17 protein-coding genes and 3 pseudogenes are annotated in these 14,636 nt (G+C 54.0%); 14 read left to right on the forward strand and 6 right to left on the reverse strand.

Annotated elements, in window-relative coordinates:
• Window positions 1-602: 602 nt before the first annotated feature.
• The 13 genes and pseudogenes from ACR3FE_RS18065 to ACR3FE_RS27790 all read left to right on the forward strand — a co-directional run bounded on the left by ACR3FE_RS18065 (window position 603) and on the right by ACR3FE_RS27790 (window position 9,562).
• Window positions 603-1,736, forward strand: coding sequence for an outer membrane protein assembly factor BamB family protein (locus ACR3FE_RS18065; protein ID WP_458208805.1), 1,134 nt, complete (start codon window positions 603-605; stop codon window positions 1,734-1,736).
• Between the two features lie 403 nt (window positions 1,737-2,139).
• A complete protein-coding gene (locus ACR3FE_RS18070; RefSeq protein WP_458208806.1) occupies window positions 2,140-2,424 on the forward strand; it encodes a DUF7344 domain-containing protein in 285 nt (94 codons plus the stop codon).
• A gap of 698 nt (window positions 2,425-3,122) precedes the next feature.
• The gene (locus ACR3FE_RS18075) at window positions 3,123-3,350 is read left to right on the forward strand and encodes a hypothetical protein (protein WP_458208807.1); all 228 of its coding nucleotides are present in this window, start codon (window positions 3,123-3,125) and stop codon (window positions 3,348-3,350) included.
• Window positions 3,351-3,397: 47 nt separating this feature from the next.
• On the forward strand, window positions 3,398-3,724 hold the full coding sequence (locus ACR3FE_RS18080) for a hypothetical protein (RefSeq protein ID WP_458208808.1): 327 nt from the start codon (window positions 3,398-3,400) through the stop codon (window positions 3,722-3,724).
• 257 nt (window positions 3,725-3,981) lie between these two features.
• Window positions 3,982-4,548 (forward strand): flavodoxin domain-containing protein, encoded by a 567-nt coding sequence (locus ACR3FE_RS18085; RefSeq protein WP_458208809.1) that lies wholly within the window; start codon window positions 3,982-3,984, stop codon window positions 4,546-4,548.
• A gap of 107 nt (window positions 4,549-4,655) precedes the next feature.
• A complete protein-coding gene (locus tag ACR3FE_RS18090) occupies window positions 4,656-4,817 on the forward strand; it encodes a hypothetical protein (protein ID WP_458208810.1) in 162 nt (53 codons plus the stop codon).
• Window positions 4,792-5,525 (forward strand): annotated as a pseudogene (locus ACR3FE_RS18095) (RNA-guided endonuclease TnpB family protein); the annotation flags it as partial. The gene ACR3FE_RS18090 and the pseudogene ACR3FE_RS18095, both read left to right, overlap by 26 nt.
• Before the next feature lie 192 nt (window positions 5,526-5,717).
• Window positions 5,718-6,284 (forward strand): annotated as a pseudogene (locus ACR3FE_RS18100) (RNA-guided endonuclease TnpB family protein); the annotation flags it as partial.
• A gap of 86 nt (window positions 6,285-6,370) precedes the next feature.
• A complete protein-coding gene (locus ACR3FE_RS18105; protein ID WP_458208970.1) occupies window positions 6,371-6,769 on the forward strand; it encodes a DUF5518 domain-containing protein in 399 nt (132 codons plus the stop codon).
• A gap of 729 nt (window positions 6,770-7,498) precedes the next feature.
• Window positions 7,499-8,179 (forward strand): annotated as a pseudogene (locus ACR3FE_RS18110) (IS6 family transposase).
• Window positions 8,180-8,255: 76 nt separating this feature from the next.
• The gene (locus ACR3FE_RS18115) at window positions 8,256-8,789 is read left to right on the forward strand and encodes a DUF7342 family protein (protein ID WP_458208811.1); all 534 of its coding nucleotides are present in this window, start codon (window positions 8,256-8,258) and stop codon (window positions 8,787-8,789) included.
• 2 nt (window positions 8,790-8,791) lie between these two features.
• Window positions 8,792-9,226 (forward strand): toxin-antitoxin system TumE family protein, encoded by a 435-nt coding sequence (locus ACR3FE_RS18120; protein WP_458208813.1) that lies wholly within the window; start codon window positions 8,792-8,794, stop codon window positions 9,224-9,226.
• 261 nt (window positions 9,227-9,487) lie between these two features.
• A complete protein-coding gene (locus ACR3FE_RS27790) occupies window positions 9,488-9,562 on the forward strand; it encodes a hypothetical protein (RefSeq protein ID WP_472850188.1) in 75 nt (24 codons plus the stop codon).
• Between the two features lie 589 nt (window positions 9,563-10,151).
• Here the strand turns inward: ACR3FE_RS27790 and ACR3FE_RS18125 are convergent.
• Entirely contained in the window at window positions 10,152-10,664 is a 513-nt protein-coding gene (locus ACR3FE_RS18125) for a helix-turn-helix domain-containing protein (RefSeq protein ID WP_458208814.1), read from the reverse strand.
• Between the two features lie 1,079 nt (window positions 10,665-11,743).
• On the opposite strand from ACR3FE_RS18125, the gene ACR3FE_RS18130 reads away from it, so the two are divergent.
• Window positions 11,744-11,950 carry a hypothetical protein gene (locus tag ACR3FE_RS18130; protein WP_458208816.1) on the forward strand — a complete coding sequence of 69 codons (207 nt, stop codon included), beginning with the start codon at window positions 11,744-11,746 and terminating at the stop codon, window positions 11,948-11,950.
• Window positions 11,951-11,958: 8 nt separating this feature from the next.
• Here the strand turns inward: ACR3FE_RS18130 and ACR3FE_RS18135 are convergent, their stop codons facing one another.
• The 5 genes from ACR3FE_RS18135 to ACR3FE_RS18155 all read right to left on the reverse strand — a co-directional run bounded on the left by ACR3FE_RS18135 (window position 11,959) and on the right by ACR3FE_RS18155 (window position 14,636).
• The gene (locus tag ACR3FE_RS18135; protein ID WP_458208818.1) at window positions 11,959-12,384 is read right to left on the reverse strand and encodes a nitrile hydratase accessory protein; all 426 of its coding nucleotides are present in this window, start codon (window positions 12,382-12,384) and stop codon (window positions 11,959-11,961) included.
• Window positions 12,381-12,998 carry a nitrile hydratase subunit alpha gene (gene nthA / locus ACR3FE_RS18140; protein WP_458208819.1) on the reverse strand — a complete coding sequence of 206 codons (618 nt, stop codon included), beginning with the start codon at window positions 12,996-12,998 and terminating at the stop codon, window positions 12,381-12,383. Before nthA ends, ACR3FE_RS18135 begins: the two co-directional genes overlap by 4 nt.
• Window positions 12,995-13,666 carry a nitrile hydratase subunit beta gene (gene nthB, locus ACR3FE_RS18145; protein WP_458208821.1) on the reverse strand — a complete coding sequence of 224 codons (672 nt, stop codon included), beginning with the start codon at window positions 13,664-13,666 and terminating at the stop codon, window positions 12,995-12,997. The genes nthA and nthB overlap by 4 nt, the downstream gene beginning before the upstream one ends.
• A gap of 215 nt (window positions 13,667-13,881) precedes the next feature.
• Window positions 13,882-14,094 carry a SprT-like domain-containing protein gene (locus tag ACR3FE_RS18150; protein WP_458208971.1) on the reverse strand — a complete coding sequence of 71 codons (213 nt, stop codon included), beginning with the start codon at window positions 14,092-14,094 and terminating at the stop codon, window positions 13,882-13,884.
• Window positions 14,091-14,636 carry a YdeI/OmpD-associated family protein gene (locus ACR3FE_RS18155; protein WP_458208823.1) on the reverse strand — a complete coding sequence of 182 codons (546 nt, stop codon included), beginning with the start codon at window positions 14,634-14,636 and terminating at the stop codon, window positions 14,091-14,093. The genes ACR3FE_RS18150 and ACR3FE_RS18155 overlap by 4 nt, the downstream gene beginning before the upstream one ends.

Here is a 14,636-nt window from a genome sequence, read left to right on the forward strand (position 1 = left end):
CAGTAAATTGTTATGAAGAGCCTGATTACAAATACAGAGATTCACGTCACAACCCAAACTGCAGTAAAAGATGATTACCGCCAAGATTCATTAAATTCCTATCGTTATGATGTATCACTTTTGTCTGGTTGATAGCTTTCCTTCCTTCCGATCGATCTAGAAGCTGATCCCCGTCTAAAAACCACCGTAGCAGTCGTGAATAGGCTTTTTAGCTTCAGGCCTCTCCATTCTTGAAGGTTACCCCAGAACGACATGAGTATAAAGGTACTATATCTGTTCGCATACATTTAGGAGATAGGTTGCCTATAACAATATGGGAGTAGCTTGTTTTAGCATTGTATCATATGAGTGAGAAACAACACACGAGGAATGGTCGAAATGGTCGAAATGGTCGGCGAACGTTCCTAAAGACGATTGGACTTACGATGGGCATCATGGGCTATGGCGGAGCCAGCGCCGTTGCACGGAAGCCAGATGGCTGTCGGCAACCATCCACTGGGTGGACATCTTTTCGGGCGACCCCGGGGCAAACGGGCGTAATCACTGATGACGGCCCGACACCATACGCGACGACCGACTGGGAAATGGACTTGGACGGCAGCATGTACAACGTCGAGCCGGTCGTCGCCGACGAGACGATATATCTCGGCGTGCAGACGGACACATCCAGAAGCAAGGGGTATGTTGCCGCGTTTGACATCGAGACTGGCAATCAGCAGTGGAAACGAACAGATTTGCCTGCGCCACAGACGCCCGTGTTCGACGATGGAATGCTCTATTTCGCCACAAGCGTATTGGAAACTTCGGACGCAGGTGGCTTTTATGCTCTCAATGCCGAAACCGGTGAGACGGAATGGCGTCGAGCCGCCACCCAGGAATGGGGATCCCCCGTCGTTACGGAGCGTCACGTGTATACACTGAACGAACATGGCGCGTACGCGCTTGATCCAGCAACGGGCAGTACTGTCTGGAGAACGGACAGTGTCGGTGGCATAGCGAACGGCGGCGGTGGCGGCGCACTGTGCTATGGAGACGGTACCGTCTTTTTCGCTGATGGAACTGCACTAAACGCTGACGATGGTTCAGTGATGTGGCGTGTGGCCGACGACAAACCCCCACTCGGAAGTCCTGCGGTTAACGACGATATGGTATACTACATCCAAACCGAGTACATTGTCGGAGACGATAGTAATGTACGCGTGTCAGCGCGGTCAATAGACGATGGAACAGTCAATTGGACGCATGAATCTGACAGTAACGGGTGGGATGGACAGCTCGCGGTCACAGACGACCATGCACTGTTCCTTGAAGAGAACAACGGGACGACCGTCGTACAGGCACTCAATTCTGAAACAGGAGCATCCGTGTGGACGGCAGAATTGAATGGGTCATACTTCAGCAGTCCGACTGTAGCTGGTGAGACAGTGTACATCGGTGGCCAGTATACGCCAGGTTCGAACCGCTGGAGTGGGCGAGGAGTCATCTACGCGATTGACTTGGAGACCGGTATCCGAAAGTGGGCGTATTTGCTCGACAGCAGCGATCTCGAAACGTCACCCGAAAACCCACCTGCTGCCGGAACGCCTGTCATGGCAGATGGGAAATTGTTCACTACAACGTACCCAGCCGGTTCGACACTTGACTATGAGTATGTCTATTTCTCCAACTTCTTCGTTCTTGGATCGGGTGATGAACGGCCGGACTTCGACCACCTGCTTCCAGTATGCGCCAGATGAGAGAAACAATACATCGGTAGTGGAAGCCTCCATTCAGAGTCGAGCAACAACATCCGACCTCGGGGACAACCTTGATTGGACAGACAGTTGTTCACAGTAGGCCGAAGTGTGGTTTTTTGACGGATAAACGGAGTCGGCACTGTTTCCTTCTGATTTACCTCGCTAACAGTCAATGGGGACGACTGTAACAAATATATATCAATATTATAAAAATAAAGCATAAATATATGGTGCAAAACATTGGAATAGTAGTAAAGCATATTGAGAGCCACCCCTGCGAGAGGGCAACCGTACGTCAAAAGAGTTTGGTGACAATCCCACTTAATAATCCCACAAATAGCCCATGATTCCATCCTCCACCGGCCACACATCAACCCCCCGTCACTCAGTAGGAACCGTTTGCATGCTGCTCGCGGATGACCGGCGGCGGGCCGTCCTTCACTATTTTACCATGCGAGACACTGACGTCGCCGAACTAGCCGAGATTGTTGAACACGTCTACGAGAAAGTCACCGAGATTACCACACTCAGACACGCACGACTGTCTCTCATCCAAATCCATCTACCAAAACTTGCTGACTTCAGCGTTATTGACTACGACCCGCAGAAACACACTGTGCGCTATCGAGGAGGGACTAACCTCGAAGTGCTACTCGCAGTCGCCACACGCCTCGAAGATACTGCATAAGTCACAGGAGCCATTCGAGGCGGTACGTGCGCGGCCGAAAATGCTCGAAAGAACTCCGGCGCCCATGTCGGCTGCCGCAATCCTTTTGAGATGCCATCTTCAATTGATATTTTCACTGCGTTCATTAGTTTCTACCATAGTGCAGTATGTGAAAATCGAATCATACCTTGGTATGAACAGCCTGAAATCAATACTTAGGAAGTAATCAATAGTTATAACCAATTTTGGTATAATAATAAAAAATCTTAAAGCCCATTCTATTTAGAGATTTCAAAAGTTATGTCTTTATGTTTCAAAATATACAAAAGTCGCCCATTCTCCAATGGTAATCGTAGTACCATCGTTTGATTATTCTGAACGCTGTCGACACAACGAGGATGACAAGAGAGTAGCACGAGTGAGTGCGCTCGGCTAACACCGTCGACTGGAAGCACTGTAGATCGAAGTGAGCATCGTCCTAATTCCGTAAGCGGAAGTTCAACCACCCCGGTACCCGCGTCTCAATTTATACGGAATTCGTGGTTCGAATTTTACGTCCTGCTATTCTGAGATTGAATGAGAGACACCGTAAGTGGATAATTTATCGTTTTTAGGGCTGGCAGAGGCGCAACACAGGCGTATTGGAGAAGCGGAGTAGAGGCTAATTATTGTTAAAATATTAGTATAAATTATGCACATACTTTTGATTTAAAAGACCGATGCCAGAGCAGGGGTCAAACATCATGGGAGAAGAATCTGATAAGGCTGAATTAGAGGATGTTGATATAGAGAAATTAAGGCATATTAATGCAGATGAATTGGAAGATATAGATTACAAACCGGTGAATTGTCCGTCGTGTAACCAAACTGCACTCCAATGGACGAGTGACGAAAAATACGGAATCGAGTGCCCTCATTGCGGATTTATTGAATCATTTAGTAAGTGACATCCTCACCGCCGTAAACGGCGGGATTCTCTCCTCGCAAAAAGATAGTGAATCTGACGTTGTCCGCTGTCCCGACCGCGAACTACGCCGAGGCGTCCGGCGTCCTGCGAACGCAGGAGGTGACGATCTCGATGGAGCAGCGGTACGAGTTGGTGATCGCGCTCGAAGATGCGGTAGAGACAGCGACCGAAGCCACGCAGCAGCAGTTCCTGACCCAACTCACGCCTCCACAACGACAATTACTCGAAGGTATCTTTGCGGATGCGATGTTCGACGCACAGCAGGCGGCACTGCTCCTCCTCGTACTGTTCGTACAGCTCATGCTCGTTGCATCGTCGTTCCTGCCACGGTTTCTGCCCGAAACCGAAGAATGAGACACCACGTCCGTCAAGGTGTGGCATCCTTGATCCCGATCGGGCCGCTGACTCCACTCTCCAACGGTCGATGACGTCCGCGACCGATTCCTTTCGGGCCGTGTTCAGCGGCGCCAAGATGTATCGAGCGAGGTCACATCCTCTCGAATCCCGCTTCTAGAACTCAACTGCTAACGAATATCCCATTTTCAATCAAAAACAGGTTCTAGTCTCAAAAAGAGGACTCTATTTTTGGTCGATGGAGCCGTATGTGATCTATGGCGGGGATCATCACTATTTTCGGGACTGGTGAGGGACAGACCGCGAAAGTGGCCGAGCGAATCGACGCCGAACTCAGAGCTCGCGACCACGAGACGACGACAGTGAACGTAAAGGAGATTGACCACAGCCTTGGCATCGACGACTTCGACGCCGTACTGGTCGGGGCGTCGATCCACATGGGCAAACAGCAAAAGGCGATCCGCAAGTTCGTCAGAGCCAACCAGGACGTCTTGGCGAGAAAGCCGAACGGCTTCTTCCAGGTCTCCGGATCATCCGGGGAGGGAACCGAGGAGGGTGCGGCGGAGGCAGCGCGGTACGTCGATGAGTTCATCGAGGCCACGAACTGGCATCCGGATCGGATTGGCCTCTTTGGGGGTGCGCTGCGGTTTTCAGAGTATGGGTTCCTGATGCGTGCGCTGGTTAAATTCGTCGCCCGAGTGGAGTCGTCGGGAGAAAATCCCCTGGCCGACGTCGAGTACACCGACTGGGAGGAGGTGGAGGCGTTCGCCAACGAGTTCGCGACATTCGTTGAGCAACGGATGGGCGAGACGGATGAGGATTGAACGGTATTCATCTTCCTACAGGGAGGGAATCCGACAACTCCCACACTAACCACGCTCCGATGCTCGACCCGAATGCCACCCGTTGTCTTTAACTTACGCTTTGATGGATGAGAGCAGACTTCGACATGGAGCGAGGCGGGCCACTTCACGAAGCCGTGAAGGAATACGCCCGCGACAACGGGATACGCCACTCACGCGCGTACCCCGAACTCCTTCGCAAAGCACTCGAATCCGAAGGCTACGATGTCAACGACTCAGACAGCGAATAAAACGCTGGAAGCCACGCTCGCACCACCCACGCGGTGCAAAGAGCAACGCCTCCAGCAAACGCTGTCCGAATACCGAGACGCACTCCACGACGCCTTCGAGCAAGACTGTACGACGATGAGTGCCACGAACGATGTGGTGACTTCGTACAACCTGCCGTACCAAGCGAAAGACGCCCTCAAATCCTACGTCCCGAAACTCCACAACACGTAAAACGCGCAGGAGTTAGACAACGAACACCCGCTTCGATTCGTGAATCGAGCAGGGAAGTTCGACCACGACTCCTCACGCGAGTACGAGATTTGTTGGAACGTTCCCCAGCCCGGTCGCGGAACCAACTTCTGGATTCCACTCCGACTGAACTCTGAACAAGAGGAACTGTGGGACGACCTCCTCGATGACGAATCGAGTACGGAAGTTGGCGAACTTCGCTTGCAGAAACACCGCAAGACGTGGACGCTCCACGTCACCGTCGAATACGAGGTTGAAGTCACGACGGAGATGCCCGAGACTACGACTCGGGTGGGCTTCGATATTGGCGAGTCGATGCTGGTCACGGGCTGTGCCCTCCAGCACGACATACCTACCAAACCGTTGCTCATCAACGGGAAGGAAGCTAAACGACTCCCTGACATCCTCCCACGACTTCAGTCGTGGGGTTCCACGGTCATAGACCGTGCCCACGACGGAGAGGTTCCCCACTCGTCCGAGACGGTGGGGTTGTGGGCCGTGCCAGTACGGCCCCCGACCGAGATAGCGGGCTCATTTACCGCCACCGTGGCGTGCATATCCTTACCTCGGACTCGGTAGCACACCCGACGGAACGAACCGACATGGTGGTTTCGGCCACTGTCGGATTCATCCCACGGCTGAAGCCGTGGGCGTTCTCCTTGAACCACTGTAAGAAGATGTACACGACCCTCAAGCGTCTCCAAGAGCGAGACGCTTCTGAATGGCGCGTCGAAGAACGCTTCTCGTACTATCAGAACCGTCTCACGGACATCATTGAGAAGGTGTCTCGTGAGTCCGTTGAGTACGCCAAACAGTTCGAGAATCCCGTCATCGTGATGGAGGACTTGGCGTACATCCGCGAGTCGCTGGACTACGGGAAGTACATGAACCGACGCCTGCACGCATGGGCGTTCGCCCGCTTGCAGGGACGTATCGAGGACAAAGCACGAGGTGCGGGGATTCCGGTGCGGTACGTTCACCCGCAGTACACCTCGAAGACGTGTCACTCGTGCCAGCGCATCGGGTATCGGCCTCGACAAGCCGAGTTCAAGTGCAAGAACCCGGACTGCCACGTATCGACGTTCCAAGCAGACATCAACGCGAGTGCGAATATCGCACGTCGCATAAACCCGTGGGGAGAGAGCCTGCCGTGGAAACCGGTGGGCGATGACTCGCCTCGGGATGGGCGCGGTTGTGACACCGCCACGAGACAGTTGGCAGTGCTAACAAGATACTAACACAAAAATGGAAAATAAGAGTCGCTAACAAGACAGATGTTTTTGTACATTATTTATCATTACTGGTCGCCTACCCTATAGTGACCATGGAGATAAACTGGAAGGCTGTACTTAACGGATTTCTGACCGCGTTCATCCTCGGACTACTCGTCGTCTGGTTCGTCCCAGTTACGGCGATGTCAGGACTGATTCAGGCGCTCCCTGGCCTCATCGGTGGGTTCGTCGCCGGCTACATGGTTAGTGGTGGCGAACGTGGCGCTGTGCACGGTGGACTCGCCACGGTCATTGGAGCAGTCGTCCTCCTCATCGTGTGGGCTGTGCTCGGTGCCCTGTTTGCCGGTCTGTTCCCGGCATTTACAGGACTCGCACTTGGCCTGTTGGTTCTGGTTGTCCAGGCGATTCCCGGGGCCATCGCTGGTGCCATCGGTGGGTGGGTGAAAGATCGACGTACCACGACCCGTGAGGCTGCTGGAACCACTCGCTGACGAGCAACGACCAGCCATTACTTCACTCGCAATGGACTATCCCTTCATCGTCACACCAGTCTGTAGAAATCCCGCTTTTGAGGGACTGTCCCCCACACCACTTTTCATCTGTTTTGGCCTTGTTGAAACCCTCAAACGGTGATCGATTTCAGCGGTCGTGCTGAATATATGGCACATATCGTTCATACTCTCTTCACTGGTTGTTGAGTTCGTGGTGTCTAGTCAACAAGTGGAGACTCAAAGATTATGCCGCTAACAGCATATCAATATGTGAGTAACATGTCCGTTGAATATATCGCTCCGTTCGTACTCGGTGTTTTTTCTTCGTATTTGCAAAGGATATCTGCTTTGGTCGGCGTTTTGGCCCAATTATGGATGTCTCACATTCGCGTGAAACGGGTGGAATTGCGTTTCGTTTCATTGGTCTTCTTTTCAATAGTATTGCGATAATCAAATTCCTTTAAATAGTTATTCCGTGGTAGAACCCCATCGTCTACGCTCTCTATTCAGCACGCGGCTCCTCTCACTTGCTGAGGGTTTCAACAAGGCCTCTGTTTTCATTTCCACTTCCACTTTCACTTCCACTTCCGGCGTATACTCCCCTCTATATCTCACAAAATTGACCATCATAATCTTCGTGTAATTCGTGACTGTCGGCCTTGTTGTCCAGCCCGGCACTGTCTAGTTAGGCCAGTTTAAGAAGTGAGCAGTTCCGTGGTTTTGGTGTCTATGCTCAACCAAGAACTGCTCAGTGAAACGTTAGAGACGGCGAATCTTGAATGTTGGGAGAACGAGCGGACGGCGACGCCCGTCAGGGCGTTCGCCGTCCGCCTCCATGCGACCGGTTGTTCGCTCAGAGAGACAAAAGCAATTCTTCGACCATTCGGCGTAAAACGCTCACACCAGGCAATTTTTCAGTGGGTACATCGGCTCGCTGATAGCGTCTCAGACCCGCCGTCGGCTGCGCCGACGCGGGTCGCGGTGGACGAAACCGCTGTCAAAATCAACGGCGAGTGGTTTTGGGTGTACGCTGCAATAGACACTGAAACAAAACTGCTGCTCGGTATCGACGTGTTTGATCAGCATGGGACCGATCAAGCGGCTTCATTTCTGTCTGGATTGGTCGAGAAACACGATCTCTCGGACGCTGTGTTTCTCGTTGATGGCTACGGCTATCGGACTGCCCTCTTCCGAATTGGGTTGAGCGGTCACCTTGACTATACCGAGCGAAACCTGATCGAAAAGTGGTTTCACACGCTCAAACAGCGCATCGACCGCTTTCATACGTCGTGAGTGGGCAGTCAGCCCAGCGTCCAGCAGTGGCTTGAACAGTTTTCACATTACTATAACCATCAGCGACCGCATCAATCGCTCAACAACCGAACGCCTGTCGAAGAGGAGCTAAACTAGACAGTGCCCCCTCTCCATCAGAAGGGAAATAGTTCCTTGAAGTAAGAACTATATCCTGCTAGCTCGAACACCCAATATGGCCAATTCACCCACCGACGGGCCACCCCCCATCGAGGACGCATTCAGCGGCGACGATGTCGAACAAAAAATCTATGGAACCATCCTCCAGACACGCGAGCCTGTAGCAGCGAGTGCAATTGCAGACCGAACCGACTGTGACCCAAAGACTGCCCGGAAATATCTCAGTTGGTTCGTGGATCTCGGAATCGTCACCCAACACGACGGGCATCCAGTCACCTACGAACGCAATGACGCCTATTTCGAGTGGCGACGCATCAATCAGCTCGCGGCACGCCATTCGCTTGAGGAACTCCAGCAGCACGTGCGTACATTAACGACAACGATCAAAAGTTACGAAGACGAGTATGACGCTGCGACCCCGGCAGACGTTGATGCACTCGCCGTTGCCGAGACGAGTGTCGACACGTCGATCGATGACGTGTACAGTGATCTCGCCGACTGGATGACTGCTCGCGAAGAGAGAACACGCTATGAACGAGCACGCCAGCAACGTGCGGGTACCGCCGACCACGAACAAGCTTCAGGATAGCAATGGTACCGCCAACTGGTGATGGGGGCAGTCCTGCGCCCATCGACCGACCAATCCTCGAGTTTCTACAGACCAGGCTCATCGCCACACAGCAAGTCGAACAGGCAGTCATCACTGATGCCAACGGACATCTCGAACTCCGCGTTACGTTCGCCCAGCCGTATTATCCAATGTTGGTAGATGAGGCGACGCTCGCTGTCCGGTGGTACACGAACGACGACTTCAAAATTCACTATCGAGAAGTGCACGCCGATAGCGCCTGGGAGTGTCGCTGGGATCGCCATCGGAACCCGCACAATACTCGAGATCATTTCCATCCACCACCCACTATTCCGACGCTTGGCGAGGATGCGTCGTGGCCAACCGATCATCGCGACGTCTTGACGTTCGTTCTCGACGAGATTGAACAGCGAATTACAACACTGTGGGACGAATAGGCGTTTTGACCGTCGCCAACAGACAAAGTCTGCAAATACGGCAGCTTAGCATCGGACGATACGGATACGCCTGAAAGCAAAGCCCCAGAGCGTGATTTTCATCGCAGATTCAGACGCAATCGACGACACCATCGGTGATCACGAGCGATTCGAAACCAGAATTTATCGTCCAAGACCGAAACGCGGCTCGGTTCTCAACGGTGGCATTGAGGAGAGACTGCGCGACAGGTCGTCAGTGACCTCATCAACGACGGTTTCGTGATGGTGGTCGCCGAACAGCGAGTCCTCGTTCACGAACGGAGTGGCGGAGCCTTCGACTCGCATACTACCTTATGATGTAAGATTGCGTATGTGATCTCATGATTCAAAATCGAATCAGTACGCTCGGAACGTGGATCGATAACCAATCAGCAGTCGTCCGTATCATTGCATTCGTTGGAGGACTCATTGCATTCCGACTTGCACAGATGGGCTCCTACGTTGCTGAGGGAATGGGTGATGTAGGACTTGTGCTTGTTGGAATCCCTGTCATCGCTATTGCCCTCTTGTCGTTATACGTCGTCTTCGTCACTGCTCGCTCATTCTGGCGAGATTGGCGTGGTAGCCGGCCTATCGCCTGAGTAATAGACATGCATTTACTGTTTTCTAACGAGGAGCGACAATCATAGTAGCAAAGAGCCGTTGCGCTCATTCAGGATTTGAGGTGCTAGGGTTAGTATTATATACTAACCCAGGGTCATCGGATTCCTGGTTGGGATACGCATAGAGCAATTCGCTCTCACCACCATCATAATCACTCTCCGGACCACCGATGATGAGATCTAGCTCTCGGGTGATGCCACCGACCTCGATCGTCTCCGGAGAGCGACCATCATAGTCGAGAAACTGTGAGAAAGAGGAGAACGCGGCGGACTCCCTCAACGAACTACGATAGATCGGCGTTATTCACGATTTTAGTTACTTTTTGCTGTGTTGCATCGTCATGTGTCGTGGTTAGCACTTGGAGAATATCGATGATCGTCTCACGACGTTGGCGGGTTTCTCGCTCTAATTCCTCGATCCGATTCTCTAAGGCGGTCACACGCTCTGCTGTTGCGGCTCCAGCAGGCGGAGAGAGAACATCTGGATTCTCGTCGATGATTGCCCCTCCCTCTGTTGTGAGTTGCCAGACCCGTGCCTTGCGACCACCGCCGCCACTGTATTCTCGCCGCCCGGTGTCCTCGACCAACCCCCACCGTTCCAGTGTCTTCAGATGATGGCTCATGCTGCCGGTGGGAATGTCGGCACGTTGTCGGAGTGTTGAGGTATTGAGTTGATCCGTTTCAGCGGCGTCAAACACCCCGAGGATGTTGCGCCGGTGGGGGCTGCCATGATTCAGCTTCTGCTCAATCTCGTCGGGAGTGAGGTCCGTTGTGGAGTTGGATGTATCAGATTCCATAATTGCACACACGCAACGATAATGAACTGAGACAACTATAATATTATGGTTGTACCCAATTGTATCAGCAACTCCCGATAGCTGTGCATGAAGCGGAAAACAACACCAAAAAATAACGGCAAGGGGGCACACCCTCAGTTCTATCAGAAACTGGAAAGGAGTGTGCGCGACACAACGCGGGGACTACCGCCCCCGAATACAGAGTAAATAGACCCGCGACGAAAGCAGGCAAATCCAGGATAGCGAGAGCCAGTGGGCACCCCCAATCTATCATAAAACAGATGATGAACAACACACGCGAAAAGAGGGCACCCCAACAGGCTACCAGCAGGGGCATCAGCAAGGATGCGACAGAGCAGACAGCCGAGAAATAGCAGCCGGACAGTCTGCCAGAGCGAATCCTCGACGACAACCAGGACACGAAGAAGAGGACAGTCCACCATGCAGAACAACTGGGGAAGAAGGACACCGAAAGAGGGGACAATCCACCGAGGTCACACGAGGGACACAGAGGGCGAGACAGTGGGACAGTCAGGCCGTGCTGGATCCAGAGAAGAACAGGAGAGTGACAAAGGGGACAGTCCAACAGTGCGAGCAACGGGGCCACAGTAGAGAGCACACTACCAGCCGGGACAGCGACAGAGCACTAGCGGCAAGCCGCCATGAGGAGCACCAAGCAGTGTACCGCACAACAAGAAACCGTCCAGCAGGGAGGCTACAACAGTACAGCAACAGCACACCGACAGCAGAGGTGGAATGATGGCCAACACAAGCGAGTGTGGCCGTGATTACCCTTGAGCCAGTGATAGACGAGAAAAGTGGACAGTCTGCCCTGCCAGGACATACTGAGAAACCCGCGAAGCGACGATGAGGGGTGCCAGTATCCACACTGGAGTGGGGTGCCGACGAGCGACACGCAGTCAACCAGTCTTGGTACACTAGCTGGGGTACCAGTAGCACGTACCCACGGAATGCCCGTGTGACGGCAGAGGTGGGATGACACATGGGCGCCATACTGGGGTGCCAACAGGAGAGACACCACGGTTTCAATGAACTAACGAGTGGGGAGCAGTAAAGCATTGCGAGACCGTCCACCAGAGATGAGTTTCGACTGCGGCCATGTGCTTGCAGGAGACGTTGCGGTGGACGTGGTGCGGGCAGGTGCAGGCCATCAGTTCCTCGGTCACGTCGTCGATGGAGACAGTGTACTGGTGGTCTGCGGGCGTCTCGTAGCTCTCGTTGGTGACGTCGATGAGCCCGGGGGCATCGACATTAGAACATTGTGACCTGAACCTCAGTGTCGCTGTCTATCGCCGCTATTCGCGGTAGTTCCATGGTCATGATGATTTCCTTCGGCGTGGCTGGCTGGCAGGCGGTCTGTGTGGGCGTGGGGATCTCCCTCAACGAACTCGTGGCCGTCTCGGTCACCGTTTTCGAACGCCGCGACGCGGGCCGTGAGATCACCGTAGTCAAGAATCCCCCGTTCGACCAACGACCGTTCGAGCGCGGTTAGCCATTGGCGGTAATAGACCGCCTCCGGTCCGCCGTTCTCCCGGTCGGCATTCACTTCCTCGACGAGACGGGTCTGGAACTCCTGCCACGTGAGGGTCTCATCGGCTTGTTCGTCGGTAAGGGCAACCGCGAGGGCAAATGCACGAGCCTGCCACGGGGCGTCGAACGTTGGTGCATCATCTCCGGGTTCAGGCGTGGAATCAGTCATACGAACCGCTCCACCCCTAACATGGCGTTGCGCGTCACGAGGTCCCGGAGTCCGGTCTCGCTCAGTCGGTCGGTTCCGGGCGGGCGTTGGGGTAACACCATATACCGAATCTCGGAGTTACTATCCCACACTTCCAACTCGACATCGTCGGAAATCTCGGTGTCGAACTCCTCGCGGAGCAGTGTCCGGGGTTCGTCGACGGCCCGCGAGCGGTAAGCTGGCGTTTTGTACCAGGTCGGCGGGAGTCCGAGGACCGCCCACGGATAGCACGAACAGAGCGTACACACCACGAGATTGTGCGTCTCGGGTGTGTTCTCGACGACTCGCAGTTCCATCACCTCGTCGCTGACCTCCACGTCAAGTTGAGCCACTGCCTCGATTCCGTTCTCGAGGAGGCGCTCTTTGAACTCGGGGTCGGTCCAAGCTCGCACGACTACTTTCGCGCCGATCAACGGGCCGACCTCCTCCTCATAAGTGGAAATCACGTCGTCTACGGCATCGGCGCTCAACAAACCCTTCTCGGTCAGCAGTGATTGGAGTGCCCTGGCTCGGGCCTCGGGGTCGTGATCACGAAGGTCGTTTGTCTCAGTGGTGGAATTGGATGTGTCGGTCATGGTTCTATAACGTAGCTTTCCCAGAGTTCGATGTGGACGGTGTCGGCATCGGTGTGGTCGGCACCCCAGAGGTCGGCGGCGTCGAATTTGACGTTGTAGAGTGGTTCCGCGTGATCCTCGCCGCGGGCACTCGCGTCTGGCAGCACGTGAGTGCCCCGGTGGGCCTGAATCGTTCCCCGGACGCCACGAATGTATCTCGGACACCGGGTATGGCCCTTAGGATGATTATTGTGAACCCTAACCTCATCACCAGGTTCAAAAACGGGGTCTTCCGGTTCGCGTTCCGATTGGTAGACCTCAGCAACTCCCTCAGTGAGCTCGTCCAGCGACGGACCGGATTCGTCGGAGATCTCGGCCTCCCCACGCTCGAACGCTGCTGCTCGGTCTGCGAGTTCGTCACGGTCGACGACACCAGCGTTGAGGAGGAGCGACTCAATACCTGTGAGCCAGCGTTCGTAGTACGGCTTCTCCAGATAAAATTCGGGGTCGTGTTGTTCGAGCGCGTAGCGGAATTCGTCCAAATTGAACGCACCACTGGCGATACCGGCGACGAACAGCGCGTAGACGCGTCCCTCCCAATCGTGGTGAAACGGCGACGCATCGTCGGGTTCGTCCAGTGGGAAGTCGCCGAACCCGTCCATCCCACCAAGGTCGTGGATACCGTCCATACCTCTTTCTCGATGTCAGCGGGGAAAATCCTTATCCAATCGGTAACAAGGATCATTCACGCCAATTCCTCATCACGACTATTACTCCTCGATCACTCCTTCGTTTCGTCAATTATTAACTCATTCACTGACGGTTCAATCGGAATCTCAACGCGTTCGGCCAGCTCGTGCTCGAAAACCTGATCGGGGCACCATTCTCCCCGACCTCCGCGGCCTCAAGACGCTCCGCGCGCGGATGGCGTTATGCCAATCGGCGATTCGAACCGCTCGCAGCACTGCGAGGTGTCGAAGCGGTCTGTCCAGCGGGCGAACGTCGAACCGTGATCCACATCGCCGAACTCGTGGTACTGCCACGCGTGGATGAGTTCGTGCCGGACGGTGGAACTGAATTGCTCCCATTCGTGTTGTTCGTCGGCTTTCCAGGTCAGCGATTTTCCATCGGCTCAATCAGCACTCCACTCTTCGATATATCGGGAACAGTACAGGAGCTGCTGTCAAAACAACATGGTCTGCGCTGACCGTCTTCCAGTTTCGAACAGGCAGTCTCGATCCGTCGCTCGCGTGTTTCGGACTTTTTAGCGGAGCGGATCCAGCGGATATATTCCCAGCGTGCTGTCGTTGTGATATCATTCCAGAGAGTCTGTGCCTCTGGATGGTCTGCAAAAGCATTCTCCAAGTCCGCTGGCACCGTGGGTTCCGGCCAGTCACTTACCGGCTCAATCTCCAATGTTACAGTGTCGCCGACGTCTGCTCCAGCGTTTTCACGCATGGCTTTGTCGACCTCGAACCAGTGGCTTCCTTCACCGTCCGGTTCAAGCGGGGTCTGAAAGTGGAACCCGTTGATGGTTCCGCGGCCCATCACCATGCCGCGAGATGGGAGCTTTTCACTCGCGTGCTCGGGTAGCCTGAGGACGGTTCGTGATCCGATTGTAACCAGTTGAGCGGTAAAGTTGATTTTTGATTTTGACAT

Source organism: Haladaptatus rarus (assembly GCF_054177585.1).